We start from the raw sequence: 24,015 nt of genomic DNA, 5'->3' as shown, positions 1-24,015 counted from the left end.
CGGAAGGCTATCTCTGCGCTTACATTACATCCGACGGGGAACCGGAGGAGAATGAAATAAAAAGAAGGCTTGAAAAGGAGCTGCCGGTCTATATGGTTCCTTCATATATCGTAAAGGTAGAGCGCATACCAATGACAACTAACGGGAAAGTAGACGCCAAAGCTCTTCCTGACCCAAAAAAGGGAAGGGGAATGAAAGAAGAGTACATAGGTCCAAGGGATAGAATTGAAGAAAAGCTTGCAGAAATATGGCTTCAGGTGCTGAATCTGGAAAGGGTAGGAATAGAAGATGACTTCTTCGGACTGGGAGGCCATTCCTTAAAGGCTATATTCCTTGTAAACAGGATACACAAGGAGTTTAATGTAGAGGTACCGCTGGGAAGATTATTCGAGACTCCAACGATTGCCGGTCTTGCAGAGTACATAAGAGATGCGGAGGAAAACATATATGTTACCATAGAGCCCGTTGAAGAAAAGGAGTACTATCCTGCATCATCAGCTCAAAGAGGGATATATATACATAATAAGTTTGAAGGTGCAGATAAAAGCTATAATATTCCTTTAGTACGAATTATTGAGGGGGATTTTGACAGGGTACGCTTTGATAAAGCTATCGAAGGTATGATTGAAAGACATGAGATATTCAGGACATCGTTTGATATTGTGGATGATGATATTGTACAGATAATACATAAGAAAATTGATGTTGAAATAATGTACAGGGAAGTAACAGAGGAGGAAGTGGATAGTATAGTTGAGAATTTCAACGAGCTCTTCGACTTAAACCGTGTACCTCTTTTCAGAGTAGGGTTGCTGAAAATATCTGACTATAGGCATGTATTTATGCTAAGTATGCACCACATCACCACAGATGGCGAATCATGGAAAATAATTGAGAAAGAGTTCCTCGATCTTTATAAAGGTATTGAACTTCCAAAACTGAGAATCCAGTACAAGGATTTTGCTGTATGGCAAAATAATTTGTTTTTAACAGATATGTTTCGAAGGCAGGAGGAGTATTGGTTAAGTAAATTTTCTAAACCTGTCCCAGAACTCAATTTGCCAATAGATTATAAAAGACCCGTAGTGCAGAGTTTTACGGGAGATAGTATCACCCATCAGATAGATTACGACCTGATAAAAGAAATTTGTAAAATAAATTCCCAGACCAAGACAACCACTTACATGCTCTTCCTGGCGGTATATAACATACTTCTTAATAAGTATACCAAACGTGAGGATATTGTTGTTATCACTCCTGTTGCAGGTAGAACACATGCCGATCTGAACAACCTGATAGGTATGTTTGTAAATATGCTCCCCATGAGAAATTATCCCCAGCCTGACAAGACTTTTTTAGAGTTTCTTGAAGAAGTTAAAACAGAGGTATTGAAGGTGTTTGAAAATCAGGATTATCAGTATGAGGATCTTGTAGATAAATGCGGACTTAGAAGGGATGGTGCAATGAATCCCTTATTTGAGACATGTCTTACGGTGGAAAAATTTGATTTGCAGGTGGAAGCTGATGCTGAACTTGTTGACGAACTGAGTGTAAAATCATATCCGGTATTGAACAAAACGACGAAATTTGACCTGTTTCTTCAGTTTCTTGAGTACAGTTGGGGTACATTGCTGAATTTAGAGTACAAAGTAACGTTGTTCAGTAGATCCACTGCAGAAAAAATCTTACAGCATTACATTGAGATTTTGCACCAAATAGTAGCAAATACAAATGTAAAGATCGAGGACATTAAAATAACAATAGATACCGCTAAAACTCTTGAAGTAGTGATTGATGAGGGAGATTTTAATTTCTAAAATAAATTTAATTAGGAGAGAGATTTTATGTATACGCAAAAGCTTTCAAATCAACCAATGAAAAATGGATTGGAAAATCAAAAGGTTATGTTGATGTTATTGCCCTTTTGGACACCGCTTATTCCACCGCTGGGTATATCATGTTTAAAAAGTCATTTAAACAAGCACGGATACGAAGTTGTCCTGGATGATATCAATACGGATTTGGAGATATCAGAAATCTATTATAATTATAACGATGTTCTGAATGGATTTATACCAAAAGAGAAGCAGGGTAATTTTTATAATACTGCCCATAAGGTTCTTCGCAATCATGCAATGGCTGCAATAAACAATCAGGAAAAAAAGAAATATTATAATTTTGTAAAATTGTTGATATCAAAGCATTATTTTACCGATATAAATGATCAGCAGGTTGAACAGTTAGATACGATATTGAAATCCTTCTATTCAAAGCTTGAAAAAAATATCCTTCAAGCACTCGAGGAGCATAAACCCGGGATTGTTGGCATTTCGGTATATACAGGAACTTTGCCTGCATCACTTTTCGCTTTTAAATTAATCAAGGAAAAATGTCCGGAGATTAAAACGGTCATGGGGGGAGGCATCTTTGCTGATCAGCTCTCTATTAATTCACCCAATTTCAAACACTTTACAGAGAGGTATGCAAAATATATTGATAAAATCATTGTCGGCGAGGGAGAGGACCTTTTACTAAAATATTTACAGGGAAAACTACCGAAAGACCAAAAGGTATTTACACTTAAGGATAACGGCAATGAGACTATTGACATATCAAATGTGGAGGTTCCTGATTTTACCGGCCTGGACGTGTTGAGCTATCCTCAGTTGGCAGTATATGTTTCAAGAAGCTGTCCATTCCAGTGCAGTTTTTGTTCGGAGACAGTTCAATGGGGAAAATACAGAAAAAAGGGCTCAACTCAGATTGCTGACGAAATGGTGAAACTCTATGACAAATATAGATTGCAGTTGTTTCTCTTTGGAGATTCATTGGTCAATCCTGTAATTGACGATATTTCTGCAGAACTTATTAACAGGGAGCTCTCACTCTACTGGGATGGATATTTGAGAGCGGACAGGCAAGCGTGTGACGTAGAGAAGGTACGTCAGTGGCGACGTGGAGGATTCTACAGGGCCAGATTAGGGGTTGAAAGCGGCTCACCGAAGATATTGGAGCTTATGAGTAAAAAAATAACACCTGACTTGATAAGGGACTCGGTTAAAACACTTGCCGAAGCTGGAATAAAAACGACTACTTACTGGGTAGTGGGTCATCCGGAGGAAACAGAGCAGGATTTCATGCAGACACTGGATTTAATAGAGGAAATTAAGGATTATATTTATGAAGCAGAGTGCAATCCATTCCAATATTTCCCCAGCTCACAGATTGATTCTGATTTTTGGGCTAATAAATATGGTGCAGCTTTGTTATTCCCAGAGGACGTGACGGATATGATCGTGACTCAAACCTGGACTTTAAATGTAGAGCCATCATGGGAAGAAATTTACCGGAGAGTAATTAGGTTTGTGGAACATTGTAAAAAGTTGGGCATTCCAAATCCTTACACATTAAGAGAAGTATACTTGGCGGATACAAGATGGCAAAAATTGCACAAGAATGCCGTGCCATTAATTACTGAATTTAAGAACAGAAAAGTTTTCATTAATGAAAATAAGAAGTATCTATAAAAAAATGTGTCCTTACATTATTAAATAGCGGTTATCGACGTTTTTGAAAGGGAGTAAATAGAATGAGCGATAATTTTATAAATAGCATAATTGACAAAAGTGAATATTTAGAAAGAGAGAGAGAGTACTGGATGGGAAAGATGGCTGGTGAGGTGACCCAAAGCGGATTGCCTCATGATAACCATTTAAACAGTCTGACGCAGGTAGAGAAAGAGAGTGTTAGCTACAGCTTTCCACAGGAACTATCCTCAAAAATCATTAAATTAAGTAATAATTCAGAACAAAGGCTATTTACCATCTTGTCGTGCGGCTTGAGTGTATTGCTTTATAAATACTCTGGTAATGAGGACATATTATTTGGGACTCCGGTTTTTAAAAAGGATATAGATGATGAAGTCATAAATCTTGTTTTGCCTATAAGAAATAGAGTTAACGGAAATACCATGTTCAAAGATTTGTTGTATGAGGCCAGACGAGTTATTGAAGAGGCTATAACAAATCAGAATTATCCTATTAGTAAAGTGATGGAATACGCGGGGATAGAAGTTCCTAAAGATTGTTTAGCCTACTTCGAAATAGCTGCCATGTTGGACAGTATCCATAATAAGAGATGTCTGGATAAGGTCCGGTGTAATCTTATTTTTTGTTTCTCAACTAAAGACAATGGTTTGGAACTCTCCATTGAATACAATCCGGTATTATACCGGGGTTTGATTGTAGATAATGCCGCTGCCCACCTGATAAATTTACTGAATGTAGTCCTGCAGGATGTAGCGTTAAAGATTGCTGAAGTTGAAATACTTGGAGTAGAAGAAAAAGAGAGGATTTTATACGGACTGAATGATACCTGTACAGATTACCCTAAAGATAAAACCATTATAGAACTCTTTGAACAACAGGCCATTCTTGCACCGGAAAATGTGGCTATCGTAGATGAGGATACCAGTATTACATATAAAGAATTAAACAATAGAGCAAACAAAATTGCCTTTTTACTAAAGGAAGAAGGTTTGACCATCGACAGTGTGGCCGGTATTATGTCAGAAGGCTCAAAAGGGTTTATTGTTGGAATACTGGGAATATTAAAAGCTGGAGGAGCATATCTGCCTATTGATGCGAGTTATCCATCAGAAAGAATACGGTATATGCTCCATGATAGTAATGCAAAAGTTTTACTGGTTTCAGGGCAGCCAGACTATAAGAATATTGACTTTCAGGGAGTAGTTATAGATTTGGATGACCAAGCATTATACTCGGGGGAATGTTCTTCTCCGGAAAGAATTAATTCACCTGAAAGCCTTGCTTATGTTATTTATACTTCTGGTACTACGGGCAAGTCTAAAGGGGTGATGATAACTAACAAAGGATTGGTTAATTATGTATGGTGGGCAAAGAAGGTGTATACAAATGGTGAAAAAGTAGATTTTCCGCTGTATTCATCAGTATCATTCGATTTGACAGTGACATCCATATTTACACCGCTAATTTCAGGAAGTAAGATACTTATTTACAAAGGGCAGGACAAGCTGCAATTAATCAGACGTATTATTGAAGAAAACAAGGCAGGGATAATAAAATTAACGCCAACACATCTTAAATTAGTGGAAGAAATGAACTTTAAAAAGACGCAGATAAAAAAGTTAATTGTGGGAGGAGAGGACCTCAAAACCGAACAGGCAGAGGTTGTTTACCAGAGATTCGGTGAAAATGTGGAAATATATAATGAATATGGACCTACCGAAACAGTAGTGGGTTGTATGATTTATAGATATAATCCTGAAACTGATAGAAGGGTATCAGTACCTATCGGAAAACCGGCGGATAATGTTCAGATATATATTCTGGATAGAGATCTGAATCCTGTACCTGACCTTGTAACGGGTGAAATTTATATAGCGGGGGATGGTGTTGCAAGAGGATACATAAATAATAGTGAACTCACAGATGAGAGATTTGTATTAAATTCCTTTATTCCTTTTAAACGAATGTACAAAACGGGAGACCTTGCTAGAAGACTTGAAAACGGTAATTTGGAGTACGTAGGGAGGGCGGATCGTCAGGTAAAAATAAGGGGATACAGAATAGAATTGTCTGAAATAGAAAACAGACTCTTGAGTTTCAGCGGTATGAAGCAGGTTGTAGCTACGATGAAAGAGGACAATACCGGTAATAAGTATATCTGTTGTTACTTTGTCGCAGATATGGAGAAGCATGAGCCTGAGTTAAGGAATTACCTTTCACGAGAATTGCCCCAGTATATGATACCAGCTTATTTCGTTCAACTTGAAAGCATACCGGTATCATCAAATGGAAAGGTAGAGGTAAATCTATTACCATCTCCAGTAAAAACAGCGCATGTAGATTTTGTGCCCCCTAGAGATGAAATCGAAGAGCAATTGGTACGGATGTGGAAGGATATACTTAAAATCGATAATATTGGTGTGTACAATGATTTCTTTGAATTTGGAGGTCATTCATTAAGAGCTACAGTTTTAATCAATAGGATAAACAAAGAGCTAAATGTTGAGGTTCCTCTGGGAGAAATATTCAGAGAGCCAACTATAGCTGCAATTGCTCAATACATTAAAGATTCTGATGAAAAGCTGCATATAGCTATTCAACCAGCAGAAGAAAAAGAATACTATCCGGCATCGTCTGCTCAAAAAAGGTTATATATACTCCACCAATATGAAGGGACAGGAGTCACCTACAACACCCCTGTAGTAATGACTGTAGACGGAGATTTGGATGAGGGACGTTTTGAGGAGACAGTGGAGAAATTGGTTCTTAGGCATGAAGCCTTCAGAACTTCATTTGAACTGGCAGGTGAAGAAACTGTACAGAAAGTACATGAAAAAGTTAACTTTAAGATTAGTTATATTGAAATAAATGAGAGCGAGATTGATCAAACAGTCCAGAGCTTTATACAGCCGTTTGATTTAAGTAAAGCACCTTTATTAAGGGTGACGCTGGCAAAGATAAATGATACCAAGCATGTATTAATGTTTGATATGCACCATATAATAACGGACGGCATGTCATTGAATATAATGATAAAGGAATTTGCCGACTTTTATAAAGGTATGGAAATTCCCGAACTAAAGATACAGTACAAGGATTTTTGTGAATGGCAATACAGACTGTTTAAATCAGGAGAAATAAACAGACAGGAAGAATACTGGCTGGATACCTTTAAAGGTGAACTTCCAATCCTTGACATTCCCACCGACTTCTCAAGGCCTCCAATGCAAAACTTTGAAGGAAATGCTCTGACATTCACAATAGATAAGACTTTGGCAGAAAGATTAAACAGTCTTGCTCTGAGGACGGGAGCAACATTGTATATGGTGCTTCTGGCAGCATACAATGTGCTGTTATCAAAATATACAGGACAGAATGATATTATTGTAGGCTCTCCGGTCGCTGGAAGACAGCATGCAGATTTGGAAAATGTAATTGGTATGTTCGTAAATACATTGGCCCATAGGAACTATCCTAAGGCAGATAAGACCTTTGAGCAATTCCTTCAGGAAATAAAGACCAATACAATCAAAGCTTTTGATAACCAGGATTATATGTTTGAGGAATTAGTTGAGAAACTGGATTTGAAGAGAGATGCAGGCAGGAATCCTGTTTTTGACACCATGTTTATCATGCAGAATACTCAAAATGTAGAAGTAGAAATACCTGGCCTGGTATTCAGTCATTACGGTTTCAAAAAAAGTATTGCAAAATTTGATACTGTTCTAACCGCTATTGAAATAGATAATGGCATATTTTTTGAGATTGAGTATTGCACAAGGTTATTCAACGAAGAAACAATTAAATCACTTGGAAGACATTTTGTTAATATATTAAGCCAAATAGCCGAATTCCCATATAAAACCATTTCTGAAATAGAGCTGCTGGATGATGAGGAAAAGAACAAGCTGCTTGATTTCAACAATACAAAGTTCATATATCCCAAAGAAAAACTGCTGTATGAATTTTTTGAAGAACAGGCCGATACAGTGCCAAACAATGTTGCGGTTGAGTGCGAAGGTATAAGTTTGACGTACGGTGAGCTCAATATAAGAGCAAACAGACTTGCCGGAATTCTTAGACAAAAAGGGGTAGAAGCAGGTAATGTGTTGGGAGTTATGGCAGAGCCGTCGATTCAAATGATGGTCGGGATACTTGGAATACTGAAGGCAGGTGGAGCATATCTGCCAATAAGCCCCGACTTTCCGGCCAAGAGAATTGAATTTATGCTTGCAGACAGCAAGGTAGATATTTTATTAATCACTGGCGGTAATCAAAATAAATTTAAGTTTCAGGGCGATATTATTGATTTGGATAAACAGGACTTAGAGTCTGGAAGTGGTGTTAATCTGGAAAAGATAAGTAAACCCTCAGATGTTGCAGTAATAATATATACCTCGGGTTCTACCGGTGTTCCAAAAGGAGTAATTCTGAAACATACAGGTATTATAAACCACATATACACAAAAATTGATGTGCTTGAAATTAAAAACCATCATATCCTTTGCCTTAATTTAAATATAACATTTGTAGCCTCCATTTGGCAGGTGTTTGCTCCATTGTTCATCGGGACAAAACTGGTGATATATCCTAAGAGTGTATCTAACGATGGATATTTGCTGTTTGAGAATATTGAGAAAGACAAGGTTTCAATAGCGGAGGTAGTCCCCTCACTTCTTGGAGCTTATCTTGAAAATATGGACCAAACAGGGAAGCTCAAACTGCCCATACTTGAAAAACTGATTTTGACGGGGGAAAAGATTACTTCTTCTCTAGTTAATGAATTTTACAGCGAATATGATATAAAGCTTATAAATGCTTACGGGCAGAGCGAATGCTCTGATGATACCATGCACTATCATATTCTGTATAATACAGACACTCGTGTTGTACCAATAGGTAAGCCATCTCATAATACACAGGTTTATATATTGAACCCTAGCCTTCAGCTTCAGCCTGTCGGGATTCCGGGAGAAATCTATATCTCCGGAGATTGCCTATCGTCGGGTTACCTGAACATGCCTGAATACACAAATGAGAAGTTTATACAAAACCCGTTTATTGATGATGCAAGGATGTTTAAGACAGGGGACACAGGAAGGTGGCTCCCTGATGGAAACGTAGAGTACATAGGGCGCATCGACCATCAGCTGAAGATCAGAGGTTATAGAATTGAGCCGGGTGAGATAGAAATAAAGCTGCTGGAATACCCAGCTGTGAAGGAAGCTGTTGTAATAGCCGGAGGGGATAAGAATGACACCCTGAGTGCATATATAGTTTGTGAAGGTGAACTGAATATTAATGAAATCAGAGAATTTTTATCAAAGAGACTTCCGTTGTATATGGTACCACAATATTACAGGCAGCTTCAGGAATTTCCCTTGAACTCTAACGGCAAGGTTGACAGAAAAGCACTACGGGATATTAAAAACGAGACTTACGCCGGGGTAGAGTACGTGGCACCGCAGAACCACACGCAGGAGCAGCTTGCATTAATATGGCAAGATATTTTAAAGCTTGACAGGGTAGGCATTAATGACAATTTTTTTGCTGTAGGAGGACATTCTCTGAAGGCAACTAAGCTGGTCTCTAGAATATTCAAGGAATTTAATGTAAAGATAACATTGAGAGAAGTATTTATGCTGCAGTCAATAAGGGCGCTTGCCGAGTGCATAGAGAACACGCAGCAAGAAGCATTCCATGCAATTAAGCCGGTTGAGGAAAGAAATTACTACCCTGTATCCTCTGCTCAAAAAAGGATGTTTACTATATATCAGATGCAGGGCCAGGGTACAGACTACAATCTCCCATTGATAATGGCAGTAGAAGGTACACTTGATAGGGAGCGTTTTGAGGAAACTATAAAGGCTATGATAAAAAGACACGAGGTTTTCAGAACTTCGTTTGAAATAGTTGAAAGTGAGCCAGTTCAGCGGATTCATCAAGAGGTTGAGTTCTCAATTTCTTATTTTGAATGTACGTGCGATGATGAAGCCAGGGCTGTTATACGGAATTTTGTAAGACCTTTTGATTTGGGACAAGCCCCATTAATTAGTGTTGGACTTGTACGGGTATCCTCAACAAGGCACATACTTATTTGTGATATGCACCATATTATTACGGATGGTACATCCATAGGGGTAATAATGTATGAGTTTGTAAAACTCTATGAAGGAATTCAGCTTCCTGAACTGAAAATACAGTATAAGGATTTTGCGGTCTGGCAGAATAATTTCTTAAATACAAACCTAGTATTAAAACAAAAGGAATACTGGATGAATATATTCAGCAGTGAAGTTCCGGTACTCAACATACCTACAGACTATCCAAGACCAGCAATACGGAGCTTTGAGGGAGATAGTTTCACCTTCGTATCAGATGCGGAATTGACCAGAAATTTGAATCAGCTTGCTTTAGAGACTGGTACTACGTTGTTTATGGTTTTCCTGTCGGTTTATAATATAGTACTGCATAAGTATTCAGGACAAGAAGATATTATTGTAGGTACAGGAGTAGCAGGAAGGACTCATGAGGATTTAAACAATATTGTAGGAATGTTTGTTAATATGCTGGCCATGCGTAATTATCCCAAGGATGACATTACTTTCAGGGAATTCCTTCAGGATGTAAGATCAAGGGCACTTGAAGCATATGAGAACCAGGATTACCAGTTTGAAGAGTTGGTAGAAAATATAAGGATTAAGAAGGATTTAAGCAGAAATCCATTGTTTGACACTGTATTTGCATGGCAGAATATGGATATACCCTCAATCGGTATAAACGGCTTGAATTTTTCTTCCTTTGGAACGGGAAATGATGCGGCAAATTTTGATTTTACATTGAGAGCCTCAGAGTTGGATAATGTGGTAGTGTTTAGTTTGAATTACTGTACGAGACTATTTGCAAGAGAAACAATGGAGGCGATGGCTGGGCATATATTAAGTGCAGCGCAAGAAATAGCAAAAAATCCAGATGTGAAACTAGGACAGATAAATATTTTATCCACTGAGGAGAAACAAAAACTGCTGAAGGTTTTCAATGGAAACCAATATGAGTTGGACCTGGACAAGACCATTACTGAACTGTTTGAGCAGCAGGTGGAAAAAACACCGGATAATATTGCTCTGATTTATGATGATACAATACTAACCTACAGAGAATTAAATCAAAAGGCTAATCGACTGGCTATGTATTTGAGAGAAAAAGGTGTGGGACCTGAAACAGTTGTTGCAGTGATGGTTGAACGCTCACATGATATGGCCATAGCAATACTTGGTATATTAAAATCAGGTGCCGCATATATGCCTGTAGATTTTAGCTATCCTGAGGACAGAATTTCATATATGCTGGAGGATTCGGGTTCCAGAATACTGGTTACGCAAAATCATTTACTGAGCAAGGTAAACCGATTTAATGGTGAAATTATAAACTTAAGCAGTGAGGAATCATTTATAGGTGATGGCATGAATCTCGCCAAGGTGAATTCATCTAAAGACCTTGCCTATATCATATATACTTCGGGTACTGAAGGTAAGCCTAAAGGTGTCATGGTTGAACATCGAAGCATAAGCAACACAATTCAATGGAGAAAGAATGAATATGCACTGAACGAGGCAGACGTTGTTCTGCAATTATTCTCACATACTTTCGATGGTTTTCTTACCAGCTTTTTTACACCAATTGTGTCTGGAAGCAGCGCTGTAATTTTACTTGAGAAACATTCCAAAGACCCGATGGCAATGGCTGGTTATATTCAAAAGTATAAAGTAACACATTTTATTGCAGTTCCACACCTTTATGATTCCATACTGGAATATACGTCTGCAGAGGATTTACACTCCCTCAGATTAGTAACGCTGGCTGGGGATAAGGTAAGCTCCACTCTGGTTACAAAAAGCAGGACCAAATCCAGCAATATTGAGCTGATAAATGAATACGGGCCCACAGAGAACAGCGTTGCAACAACCATATGCAGAAATTTAGAGTCAGACAGGATTATTTTTATTGGAAAATCTATTGCGAATACTAAAGTATATATACTTGGAGAAAATAACACTCTGCAGCCTATAGGAATAACCGGAGAACTTTGTATTTCGGGTGAGGGGTTGGCAAGGGGATATTTGAATAGGCCTGAGCTTGAATGTGAGAGATTTGTTAAAAACCCATTTGAACCCGGCAGTATGATGTATAGAACAGGCGATTTGGCAAGATGGCACGCAGATGGAAATATAGAATTTTTGGGAAGGTCGGATTATCAGGTTAAAATAAGGGGATACAGGGTTGAATTAATGGAAATTGAAAACGCCATACAGCAGCATCCCCTTGTAAAACAAGCAGTGGTGCTTGATATTGACGACATGGACGGAGATAAGAGCCTTTATGCATTTTATGTTTCTGACGAGGATATAAACCTGCAGGAACTGAGAGAATGCTTGTCCGGAAGTTTGCCGCATTACATGCTGCCTTCGGCATTTACCAGAATAGACAGCTTTCCCGTGACTGATAACGGTAAGATTGACAGGAAGGCTTTAGCCAAATTTGATGTAAAAGAGCCGGCAAAAGATGGGGCAGATTTTAATACTCCGCAGAATAAAATTGAAGAAAATCTTGTGAAACTATGGGCAAAGGTACTATCAACTAATGAAGAAAGAATAAGTACAACAGATGACTTCTTTGAAATCGGAGGGCACTCATTACGAGCCACCGCTTTGCTGAATGAGATACATAAGGAATTCAATGTTGAGGTACCTTTGGGGCAGTTGTTCGAAAAGCCTACCATCAAAGATCTTGGAGAATATATTGATCTGGCTGGGAAAACAGCATATCTGTCTATTGAAAAAGCTGAAAAGAGAGATTACTATGCTGTATCTGCTGCACAGAAGAGACTTTATATACTTGACAAGTTGGAGGGGGCGAATACTGCTTATAATATTCCGATGGCAATGATGGTTGATGGACCGCTGGATATTGAAAGACTTGAAGAAACCATTAAAAAGCTTATAGATAGGCATGAGGCATTAAGAACATCCTTTAGCTTCATTGATGAAGAAGTAGTACAAATTATACATGATAAGGTTAATTTCGAAGTTGAGCTTTTGGAAAAGGATGAATCAGAGATACAGGGAGGTATTAATGCATTTATCCGACCTTTTGACTTAGCTGTGGCTCCATTGATAAGAGTCGCTCTTATAAAACTTTCCAAGGACAAACATATACTGATGTGGGACATACATCACATTGTTACTGATGGTGTGACAATGGGAATTATAACAAGGGAATTTGCCGCAATTTACAGTGGCAGAGAATTACCGTCCTTAAGGCTTCAGTACAAAGATTTTTCAGAGTGGCAGAACAGCATCCTTCACAAAGAACTGATGGATGTACAAATGCAATATTGGCTAAAAATCTTTGAAGGTGAGATACCTTTACTTGATATGCCTACAGACTATCCAAGACCATCAGTACAGAGCTTTGAGGGTGATACCCTTGGTTTCAGAATAGACAGGGAACTGGTTGAAAAGCTCCATACTATTGCTTCTGAGACCGGGACGACAAATTATATGGTTATTCTGTCAATCTATAACATAATGTTGTCAAAGTATACCGGTCAGGAAGATATAGTGGTGGGTACACCCATTGCAGGACGTCACCATGCTGACTTGGAGGAGGTTGCAGGGGTATTTGTAAATACTCTTGCAATGAGAAATTATCCGCTTAAAGAATATAGCTTTTATGAATTTTTGGAAAAGGTCAGGGATAATTCATTAAAAGCATTCCAGAACCAGGACTATCAATTTGAGGATCTTGTAAATTCTCTGGAACTTAACAGAGATATGGGAAGGAACCCATTGTTTGATACAATGTTCTCGCTGCAAAACAATCAAGGTATGGAGATATCCATAGATGGATTAGTGTTTGGTTCTTATGGCTTTGATAACAGGATAGCAAAGTTTGATTTAAGCTTGTACGCTATAGAGGACGGAGATAATTTGGACTTTGCTTTTGAGTTCTGCACAAGGCTTTATAAACGCGGCACTATTAAACGGATGTCAGACCATTTTGTAAATATCATAAAACTAGTTACTTCTAATCCTGAAATTGTGCTTTCAGAAATTGAACTTATAAGCGGCGCTGAAAAAGAAGAAATCATTGGCGGATTTAATAATACCAGAAGTGAGTATCCAAGGGAAAAGACATTAAATGATTTGTTCAATGAACAGGTTCAACGGTTCCCCAACCGGGTTGCAGTGTGTTTTGGAGATTTAGAACTGACATATGCAGCTCTGAATGAAAAATCCAACAGGCTTGCCAACATGCTGAGAAGAAAGGGAGTTAAACCAAATACTATTGTAGGAATTATGATGGAACGCTCTCTGGAGATGATGGTAGGCATCCTGGGTATTTTAAAAGCCGGCGGAGCGTACATGCCCATAGATCCTGGCTATCCTCACGACAGGATAAGGTTTATGCTGGAAAACAGCGAAGCAGGAATTCTGCTTACACAGGAACGCTATGCAGATAATACGGATTATCCTGTAGATATCATAAACATTGAGAACGATTCCCTGTACAGTGAGAATGAGGAGAGCATTGACAGCACAAATGCGCCTGGTGACCTGGCATATGTAATTTATACCTCAGGAACTACAGGAAAACCAAAAGGAGTTATGATAGAGCACCATGCTGTTATAAACAGACTTAATTGGATGCAAAAGCAGTACTGCCTTGATGAAAATGATGTGATACTGCAGAAGACCCCATATACCTTTGATGTATCGGTTTGGGAGCTTCTTTGGTGGTTTTATGCAGGTGCAAAGGTTTGCTTTTTAAAGCCTGGAGGGGAGAAAGATCCGGATTGCATCATCGAAACAATTTATACAAATAAGATAACCACATTACACTTCGTACCTTCGATGTTGAGCATGTTCCTGGAGTATCTGGAATACATTTCACACAATGACAAATTATCCAGCTTGAAGAGAGTTTTTGCCAGTGGAGAAGCATTGGGACTCCAGCAAGTAAGAAAGTTCAATAATCTTCTCGGCGAGAAGTTAGGGACTAAGTTGCATAATTTGTACGGTCCTACTGAAGCCACAGTAGACGTCTCATACTTTGATTGCTCGGAGGCGGAGAATTATAGCACTGTGCCTATAGGTAAACCCATAGACAATATAAAGCTGCTGGTACTGGATAAAAATAAAAAATTGCAGCCCGTTGGAATTGCAGGCGACTTATACATAGCCGGAGCCGGATTGGCAAGGGGTTACCTGAATAATCCGGAATTAACCGAAGAAAAGTTTATCCCGAACCCATATACTTTCGAAGATGATGATACTCCAGGTTTGGATAGGATGTATAAGACCGGAGATCTCGCCAGATGGCTTGAGGATGGAAATATTGAATATCTCGGCAGAATAGATAATCAGGTAAAGATCAGGGGCTTCAGAATTGAGCTGGGAGAGATAGAAAAATGCATCGAAGAGCATGAAAATGTTAAAGAGTGCATAGTTGTTTCAAGGGATGACGGTTTCGAAGGTAAACAATTGATAGCATGTTATACAGCCGACAGTGAATTGCTTGTATCAGAACTATATATTCACCTGTCGAAGACCTTACCGGAGTATATGATTCCGAATGGGTATATTTACTTGCCAGCCTTCCCTGTTACTTCCAACGGAAAGGTAGACCGTAAGGCTTTACAAGCTTTATATAATGAGAGAGTAATACTTCGAAATCAGTATGCAGCTCCATCCACAGAGATTGAAAAGGATTTACAAGGCTTGTGGGAATATTTACTTAATATTGATCTGATTGGAGCAAATGATAACTTCTTTGAAATAGGAGGTAATTCACTATTGGCTATTAAGCTGCATAGCCAGATAGAAAAGAAATACCCCGGAGATGTAAAAATAGCTGACATCTTTTCCTATCCTACCATTTCCAAGCTGGCGCTTCATATAAAAAGCAGGGGACATAATGCTGCAGCCTTAATGGAATTGGATAAGATGATACTGCCTGATGAGTATTTTACAGATGTTGAGCAGGAGGAAGACATATTAAAGGTGAGGTTTGAAGATTCTGTATATGACAGACTGAAGATACTGGCATCAAGGGAAAGGGTCGAATTACCGGATATCCTGATGAGCGTTTTTGCCTGCGTGCTATCAGATGCCTCTGGGCTTAAAAGTTTTAAATTACATTCGGCTGTGCATACGGATAATCTTGTAAATATTATGGATATAGGCCTTAAAGATTTAGAGGAAATTGACACTATGCTCAGTCAAGTAAATGAACAGCGTTTAAAAGCGGGTACTAATCATCTCTTTTCACAACTGGATTCAATAATTGTAGAAAAGGAAAAAAACCAAATAATACCGTTGTTTGTTTGTGATTCGGCTTTGCATGGCAATCTTTTGGGGGTATATGATATTATTCTATCAGCCTGTGAGGATAATGAACTATATATTACCTGTGAGTTTAATGCTTCAAGGCTAAACAGGGATAAGATTGAAGGTATGTTATATCATTATGCAGAGCTTATTCAGGCTTTGTCGAGTTACACATTTGCTGACTAGATTTTGTACTGATATTTAAATGGCTTATATGATTCGGAAGAGGTGGCAGTGGAGGCTAGAGCAGAAGCTGCGGGAGGAAGGCACATGCCCCGACATGGACAGGAGTTTTGCGCTTGACATAAACGGAATGACAGTGGAAGGAAAGTTGACCCTCACCTTCAGCTATAACAGGAAGCAGTACCGTGAAGAGACCATAAAGAGCCTTGCGTAAGTGTACAGGAAAAACCTGTGTGAAATCATTGAGCACTGCATGGGTAAAAAAATCTGCGAAGTGACACCGTATGATGTGGGGGATGAAGAGCTTAGTTTGAAAGAACTTGAAAAAATAACCAAATTTTACTATAATGCATATGAGGAATGATTAGTGGGGGGACATGTAAAATGGCTAGCTTGAGAGTGTTAGGCGACAATGAGGTACCAACCAAAGAGAGGTTTAAAATGGAGAGTGTTTCCAAAAAGGATATCGCCATTATAGGAATGGCGGGAAGATTTGCCCAAGCCGACAGCATAGAAGATTATTGGAACATTCTTAGGATGGGAAAGGATTGCATCAGGAATATCCCCGAGACGAGGAAAACAGATTCAGATGCTTTTTTAAGCTTCCAAGGTGTAAATACAGAGGATATAAAGTATAGAGAGCTTGGTTATTTGAATGAAATAGACAAGTTCGATTATAAGTTTTTTAATATATCACCCAAAGAAGCAAGTTTTATGGATCCCCGTCAGAGATTGTTTCTTGAAACGGTTTGGGGAACTATCGAGGATGCGGGCTATGGAGGCGGCAGACTTGCGGAAACCAATACAGGTGTATTTGCTAGCTGTGGCGATGACCTGGTTTTGGACTATAAAACTCTTATATACCTTGTCGCTCCGGAAATGCTTGTTTCCTCGATGCCCGGAAATTTACGTTCTATTGTTGCAAGTAGAATATCGTATCTCTTGGACCTGAATGGGCCATCACTGATGGTAGATACAGCTTGCTCATCTTCATTGGTAGCTGTGCACCTTGCATGCCAGGCTTTAAAAAATAGGGATTGCGAGTATGCAATTGCTGGGGGCGTGGACTTAAGCCTTTTAACCACTATGGGTAATGTAAAAGATTCTATTGGAATAGAATCGTCAAATGGAAGATCAAAAACATTTGATGATAGTGCAGATGGTACCGGAGGGGGAGAGGGAGTGGTTGCTATACTTCTTAAACCATTGGCAAAAGCTGTAGCTGATGGGGATAATATCCATGGGGTAATAAAGGGAAGTGCATATAATCAGGATGGAAGGACAATCGGAATCACGGCACCAAGCCCGTTAGCACAGGAAAAGGTAATAACTAAAGCCTGGAAAGATGCGGGGATTAATCCAGAAACCATATCTTATATTGAAGCTCATGGTACAGGAACAGATCTGGGAGATCCTATAGAAGTTGAGGGAATACAGAGAGCCTTCAGAAATTACACGTCGAGAAAGCAATTCTGTGCAATAGGCTCCGTCAAAACTAATATTGGTCACTTGAATAGTTCTGCCGGACTTGCTGGGCTTGTTAAGTGTGTATTGTCGTTAAAAAACGGAAAAATTCCAGCTAGTTTACATTTTAATACACCAAATAAAAAAATCGACTTTGAAAATTCCCCCGTTTATGTTAATACGAGACTGACCGAACTTGAGGTGTCAGATACCCCGGCCAGATTTGGTGTAAGTGCCTTTGGCCTCAGTGGTACCAATTGCCATGTGGTCTTGGAGCAATATAAGGGTGAAGTTACACAGAGAACAAAAAACATTTCTGAGGCTAGAACTCAGATTTTTGCTTTGTCGGCCAAAAGTCAAGCCTCTTTAAAAAAGCTTGTTGAGAAATATCAGGCATTTTTTGAGGATTCAGGTGACACTATTTTAGAGGATATCTGTTTTACGGCAAATACGGGCAGGGGGCACTATAATTATAGGATTGCTATCCCATGCAACAGCGTGGATGATTTGAAACAGAAGCTTAGAACAGTCTCAGTTACAAGGTTCGATGATATAACTCCGGTAGGGGTATATTTCGGAAATTATAAGATAATTCCCTACAATAAACCCATTAAAGAAAAGGGAGAACTATTCGAGAGTGATAAACATAATCTGGATGAGTATGCAGCTGAAAAACTTAGTCAGATCATCGATAAAAGCTACGAAAACAGTTTTGATAGCCTGATAGAGGTTTTATGCAGCCTGTATGTGCAGGGTGCTGATGTGAAATGGGAAGTGTTGTATTCGCAAAATAGGGTGCGAAAGGTAAGCTTGCCTACATATCCTTTTGGACGTGATCGCTGCTGGGTTGAAATACCTGAAGTTAATAAAGCTGATATAAATGAGAATATTGAAGAATTTTTTCACAAATGTGAATGGCAGGTAAGCAAACAAGAGAACTGCACCATGAGCGAGGGGATAAAAGAAAAAATATTAATTTTTATGGACGAAAAGGGTATAGGTAAAAAGTTGGCCGCAGCTCTCCGTGAATCAGGTAATGACGTCATAGAAGTGAGTATTGGCGAAAGCTATGAAGTGCAGGATGAATACACCTATTTCATAAGTGAGAATCCGGGGGACTATGACAAACTTTTCAGTACCTCGGACTGTAAAGATATAAATAGGATTGTACACCTGATGTCGATCACAAATTCTTACAGTGAAGTCAGCACAATCCGGGATTTGAGGCTAAAGCTGGATAAAGGGGTGTATAGTATTTTTTATATCATTAAAGCTCTGTCAAATAATAAAATAAGGACAGATATCCGGATTCATCTAGTTTCGGAAAATGCTAATGAAGTTACGGGGCGCGAAAAAAATATATATCCTGAAAACTCTGCTTTGTATGGATTCGGTAAATCAATCCAGGACGAGTATTCCAATCTTCAATGCAGTTGTATTGACATTGATGAGAATAATATATCTGTAGAACAATTAATAAGTGAGATTTATGCAGACAGGAACATGTATATAACTTCCTACCGTGAAGGGATTCGCTATGAGTGTGTATTCAGGCGACTTGAAATTAAAAGTGGTCTTGAAATCAACAGTGAATCTGAAAATGGAATTGAAATAAAGACTGAAGGTGTATACCTCATAACTGGTGGACTGGGAGGAATAGGGTTTGAAATCTGTAAGCATTTAGCGCGGAAGTCGCTAATTAATATAGCTCTAATCGGCAGATCCGATCTGACAAAATATCAGGGAAATGGCACGGGTTCAAATAACGCTGAAATTTATAAAAGACTTAACGAAATAAAAGACCTTACCAGTAAGGGTGCAAACATTTTCTACGTTAGTGCCGATGTGTCTTCACTGGAGGATATGCAACTGTTAATCAATGATTTGAGGAAAAAGTACGGAAGAATAAACGGCATAATTCATAGCGCCGGGGTTGCAGGAGAAGGCTTTATCATCAGGAAGGAGGAAAAGGAAATAGCAGGAGTATTGGCTCCGAAGGTGTTAGGAACATGGATACTTGATAACTTGACAAGACAGGATGCCCCCGACTTCTTTATTTTGTTCTCTTCTATTACATCAATTTTCAGCGGAGGAGGACAAAGTGACTATACTGCTGCCAATTCATATATTGATTCTTATGCAGCATATGCCAATAGAACTGGACAGAATAAGGTACTATCAATTAATTGGGCTACATGGAAACAAGTTGGAATGGCTGTAAACTATGGCGTAAACTACGATGGAATTTTCAAAGCACTTAATACCGTTACGGCAATCCGTTGTTTTGATACAGCAGTTAGCAGTGGGCAAGCAAGAGTAATTATTGGTAAGCCGGATTATGAATTGAACAGAAATTATTGGGAAGCTCAGCGCTTTATAAAATTATCTGATCATATTAAAGTCAGACAGGAGCCAGATACCATTCTTCAAAAAGAGGTAATTGCTAATAAGGAGTATGAAGTTGAGATATCCGGTAAGAACCCTGAGGATATTTCGGAAAATGAAAAAATCACTGCGAAAATATGGGCTGAGTATATGGGCTTAAAGGAAATTAATGTTTATGATGACTTCTACGAAATGGGGGGAGATTCTATTGTAGCAACTAAAATCGTAAACAAAATTAAAGAAATTCTAAGTAAGAATGTTCTTGTAAGTGATTTACTCGATAATCCAACAGTGACAGGCTTCACTTCATACATAGAGGAACTTGGAAAAGAAAAGGATATTAAGCCGGCAGAAGATTCAGGAAGTTATCAGCTTGAGAAAACCGTAGGATTTAACCTGTCAAACTCCCAAAAAAGACTTTGGTTCCTGCAAAAAGTTAATCCTGATATGATAGCGTATAATGTCCCGTTTAATATATATGTAGATTATGAACTGGATATAGAAAAATTTAAAATGGCAGTAAATCTATTAATAGAAAGACACAGTGCACTTAGAACAATATTTGTAGAGTGGGAGGGGATTCCCCGACAGGTAGTTCTGAGTGATATGAAGCTTGACATGGAAATCATAGATATTACAGACAGTTCTGGGAATGGGAATGATCTCGATAAGATGCTTGATGATGATTTCAAATATATTTTTAATTTAGATAAGCCGTTAATAAGGATAAAAATTTATAGGCTTGAAAATCAGCATTTCTGCATACATTTTAACTTGCACCATATTATTATAGATGGATGGAGTTCATTAATATGTCAGGAAGAAATAATCGAAATATATAATTCTCTTGTTGAAAATAGGCAGCCCAAATTAATTCCTTTAAGTACAACTTATCTTGACTGGGTAAGAAAACAGGAAATCTGGCTGGAAAGTGCCGAAGCTGAACAGATGCTTTCTTATTGGAAAGATGAACTTTCTGGTGTGCTACCACTGCTCAACCTTCCTTTTGATTACTCTCGTCCGAAGTCAATGACCTTTAACGGAAGTTATGTAAAAATTATTATTTCTGCTGAACATACTACAAAGATCAGAGAAATGTGCGGGCAATTAAAGGTTACTCCCCATATACTTCTGCTGTCTGCTTATATTGTTCTTATGCACAAGATAACCCTTGACGAGGATATTATAGTTGGAATACCTGAGAGTGGAAGGTACAGCAAGGAGATAGAAAACGTTGTAGGTCTGTTTATAAATACATTTTGTATCCGAGCGAAGATTGATAACCAAATGACTTTAGTCAACATATTGGAGTATATAAAAATGAAAAACCTGCAGGCTTACGATAATTTCAATTACCCCTTTGATCTATTGGTAACCAAACTGAACTATGAAAGAGATTTTGGCAGAAATCCGATATTTAACACCATGTTTCAGATTTATCAGACTATCCCTCCAGAAAATGAGGGAGCCAGCCAATTTGATCTGAGCCTTTTTTGCATAGACTTGAATGATACAATTGAAGGTCGGTTTGAATATAATACCAACTTGTTTAAGAAAGAAACAATCGAAAGTATCAGTAATAATTTTTGCGAAGTTCTAAATGCTTTGCTGGATAACAAGGAGATAAGAATAATAGATATTAAGTTTAATAATGTTTACACTGTTGAAAAGGAAGATCGATCAATAAAAGAAGAGATTGATTTTGCTTTTTCCTGAAGCAGAACATAGGAATTAAAATTGGTTTTTAAGTATATCAGTTTGAATAGAGGAGGAGAGACGTTGTAATGAAGAAATTACCTGTGACTTTAAATACGAAGCTTACAACGGAATGTTGGACATTTACCAGGCTTGCTGCAATATTGTCATCACCGAAATATATTCCTTGGTTCATTGAAAGATTCATTTATTGTGTGGTTGATGAGAATTACTTTTTTGGGTACAGTCAGGTGGATTCACTGGAGGCTCTTTGTAATTATGATGAAATTATAACATGCAAAAATATAATCGATAAAACAAATATAGTTGAAAAAATAATTCAGGAAATTGACAATAATGGTTATGTTGTTCTTTTATGTGATTACTACTATGTTGAAGGAAGCAAAGAATATTTAGGCAAGCATCGGCTGCATAATATACTGATTTATGGTTACGACAATGAGTCAATGGAGTTTTGTTTCGTGGGATTTAGTATTAACAACAAATATTGGGCCGAACATGTCATCAAATACAATCAACTTGAAGTTGCTTTTCAAAGCTCATTAAGTACTATGTCTGAAAATATAGACGAATACATTGATTTATATAGGTTGCATTTACCTGCAACGGTTTTTTACTTAATAGACAGTTTCGACAGGCAGCCACGGCTTGAAGTTATATATGCATCAATAACAAAATGCTTGAGGGGAGGAGAAGTCTTAGTTCCTGAAACAGAAGGTGATATTTTTTGTTCGGGAGTAAGGAGATTCGGAGTTTCTATTTATAAAAGTTACTATGAAGATTTATACAATATTCTATTGAAAATGACAGGCGACTTAGCCACTTTATCCTTGGAAAGAATGGACCCGATCGAAGGAGCCTTGAAAGCACTGGCTGAAAATAAATCAAGACTTGTGTCTATTTGGAAATATCTTGATGAAAATGGATATGTTTCAATTTCCAAAGATGTAATAGACAGCACCGAAGCATTAGGTACATTGCTTGAACAGATGCATCAATTGTCGATAAAGTACTGGTATACACAGGATATAAAATATTTAGAATTAGTGAGATGTAAACTGATGGAAGCTGAAAAATTAGATATTTCAATTTTATCTGCTGTCCGAGACATTCTCTATGAATATATGAAAAGCAGGATTTTATAAACTATTTTTCTTAACCTGTGGCAACGGCTTTGTTGCATGTAAATGGAAGAAAAGGATGAATTTGCTTGACGGAATATATTAATGTTTAATACAATATATGAGGGGGAATGGATTATGAGAAAGGGTATTATCATATCTACGTTATTGATTATATCAGCGCTATTGGCATCTTGCAGCAACACTTCAAAGGAGCCCGTAAAAAATGTGGTTGCTTATGATAACTATAGCAAAGCGCCTGTTGAAGCTTTTGGTAGTATAAAGTGTCTTAAAAGCAGAGATATATATATCGGATTTCCAGCTAAAATTGAAAAGATTCTTATTAAAAACGGACAGAAAGTTAAAAAAGGACAGACTATAGCTACTATTAATATGCAGGAGTATGAATTACAGAAAAGCCAGAAAGAGAGTCAATATAAGCTAGCAGACCTTGAGTTGCAAAAATCAGAGGAACAGTTAAAGAAATTAAAGCAAATTATTAAGGTAGATCCGTATGATATGGAACAAATGTCCATTCAGCTTGAGGCAATGGAAAAGGAGTACGCTGAACTTCAAAGAGAATTAACTGAAAGTAAACAATTGCTGGATATGGGAGGTATCTCACAACAAGAATATAAACTGGCTGAAAAGTCGGTTAATCAGAAAAAAATTGATATTGAGAAGCTGAAACTTTCTATTTCAAAGGCCCAAAGTTCGGTTGATAAACAAAATAGTGATAATAAAGAAGCCGCCAAAATGATCGAAAATGATATTGAGGTTTTAAAGGAAAAAGCCCGTTTGGCGAAGGAAGATTTGGATAGTTATATTTCATTATTAAGCGAAGAATACATAAAAGATGGAACGATTATCTCAGATGTTGAAAATGGAAGCATTTCCGAATTAGGCTTTAAAGAAAATGATCAGCTTGACGGTACTAAGAAAATATGCAGCATTGTAGACTTAGATCAATTGATTGCTGAAGTTGATGTTAGTGAAGAGGATATCAAAAATGTAAAGTTGGATGCCCCAGTAAAAATAACACCAATAGCAGATAAATCAAAAAGTTTTAGCGGAAAAGTTTCATTTATTTCCGGTGATGGATTTACACAGAACGGTGAGATTGTTTTTCCTGTGGAAATAGAGTTTATTGATGGCGGAGGGTTTTTATTACCACAGTTAAGCATAGATGTCGAAATAAGTAATAATTAA

General features: G+C 38.0%; 8 protein-coding genes. All 8 read left to right on the top strand.

Annotated features, from left to right (window positions below):
* Nucleotides 1–1,817: condensation domain-containing protein (locus T344_RS0116305; protein ID WP_027629591.1), on the top strand; the 1,817-nt coding region annotated here is incomplete at its 5' end.
* A gap of 27 nt (nucleotides 1,818–1,844) precedes the next feature.
* A complete protein-coding gene (locus tag T344_RS0116300) occupies nucleotides 1,845–3,527 on the top strand; it encodes a B12-binding domain-containing radical SAM protein (protein ID WP_027629590.1) in 1,683 nt (560 codons plus the stop codon).
* Nucleotides 3,528–3,589: 62 nt separating this feature from the next.
* Complete coding sequence (locus T344_RS28480) at nucleotides 3,590–16,123, top strand: non-ribosomal peptide synthetase (protein WP_051571956.1); 12,534 nt, start codon at nucleotides 3,590–3,592, stop codon at nucleotides 16,121–16,123.
* Nucleotides 16,124–16,151: 28 nt separating this feature from the next.
* On the top strand, nucleotides 16,152–16,334 hold the full coding sequence (locus T344_RS30785) for a hypothetical protein (RefSeq protein WP_162178041.1): 183 nt from the start codon (nucleotides 16,152–16,154) through the stop codon (nucleotides 16,332–16,334).
* Nucleotides 16,335–16,484 (top strand): hypothetical protein, encoded by a 150-nt coding sequence (locus T344_RS31145; protein ID WP_162178040.1) that lies wholly within the window; start codon nucleotides 16,335–16,337, stop codon nucleotides 16,482–16,484.
* A gap of 20 nt (nucleotides 16,485–16,504) precedes the next feature.
* Complete coding sequence (locus T344_RS29875; protein ID WP_051571954.1) at nucleotides 16,505–21,685, top strand: SDR family NAD(P)-dependent oxidoreductase; 5,181 nt, start codon at nucleotides 16,505–16,507, stop codon at nucleotides 21,683–21,685.
* Between the two features lie 68 nt (nucleotides 21,686–21,753).
* On the top strand, nucleotides 21,754–22,830 hold the full coding sequence (locus T344_RS0116275) for a hypothetical protein (RefSeq protein WP_027629589.1): 1,077 nt from the start codon (nucleotides 21,754–21,756) through the stop codon (nucleotides 22,828–22,830).
* A gap of 114 nt (nucleotides 22,831–22,944) precedes the next feature.
* A complete protein-coding gene (locus T344_RS0116270) occupies nucleotides 22,945–24,015 on the top strand; it encodes an HlyD family secretion protein (RefSeq protein ID WP_027629588.1) in 1,071 nt (356 codons plus the stop codon).

The sequence above is a fragment of the Ruminiclostridium cellobioparum DSM 1351 = ATCC 15832 genome (genome assembly GCF_000621505.1).
GTDB lineage: Bacteria > Bacillota > Clostridia > Acetivibrionales > DSM-1351 > Ruminiclostridium > Ruminiclostridium cellobioparum.
The sequence above is the reverse complement of the archived record's forward strand: the minus strand, read 5'-3'. Positions and strand labels throughout refer to the sequence as shown.

Bases quoted from the DNA above. Each gene is read 5' to 3' on its own strand.
- T344_RS30785 (WP_162178041.1), top strand. From the start codon at position 16,152: ATGATTCGGAAGAGGTGGCAGTGGAGGCTAGAGCAGAAGCTGCGGGAG.
- T344_RS0116270 (WP_027629588.1), top strand. From the start codon at position 22,945: ATGAGAAAGGGTATTATCATATCTACGTTATTGATTATATCAGCGCTA.
- T344_RS29875 (WP_051571954.1), top strand. From the start codon at position 16,505: ATGGCTAGCTTGAGAGTGTTAGGCGACAATGAGGTACCAACCAAAGAG.
- T344_RS28480 (WP_051571956.1), top strand. From the start codon at position 3,590: ATGAGCGATAATTTTATAAATAGCATAATTGACAAAAGTGAATATTTA.
- T344_RS0116275 (WP_027629589.1), top strand. From the start codon at position 21,754: ATGAAGAAATTACCTGTGACTTTAAATACGAAGCTTACAACGGAATGT.
- T344_RS0116300 (WP_027629590.1), top strand. From the start codon at position 1,845: ATGTATACGCAAAAGCTTTCAAATCAACCAATGAAAAATGGATTGGAA.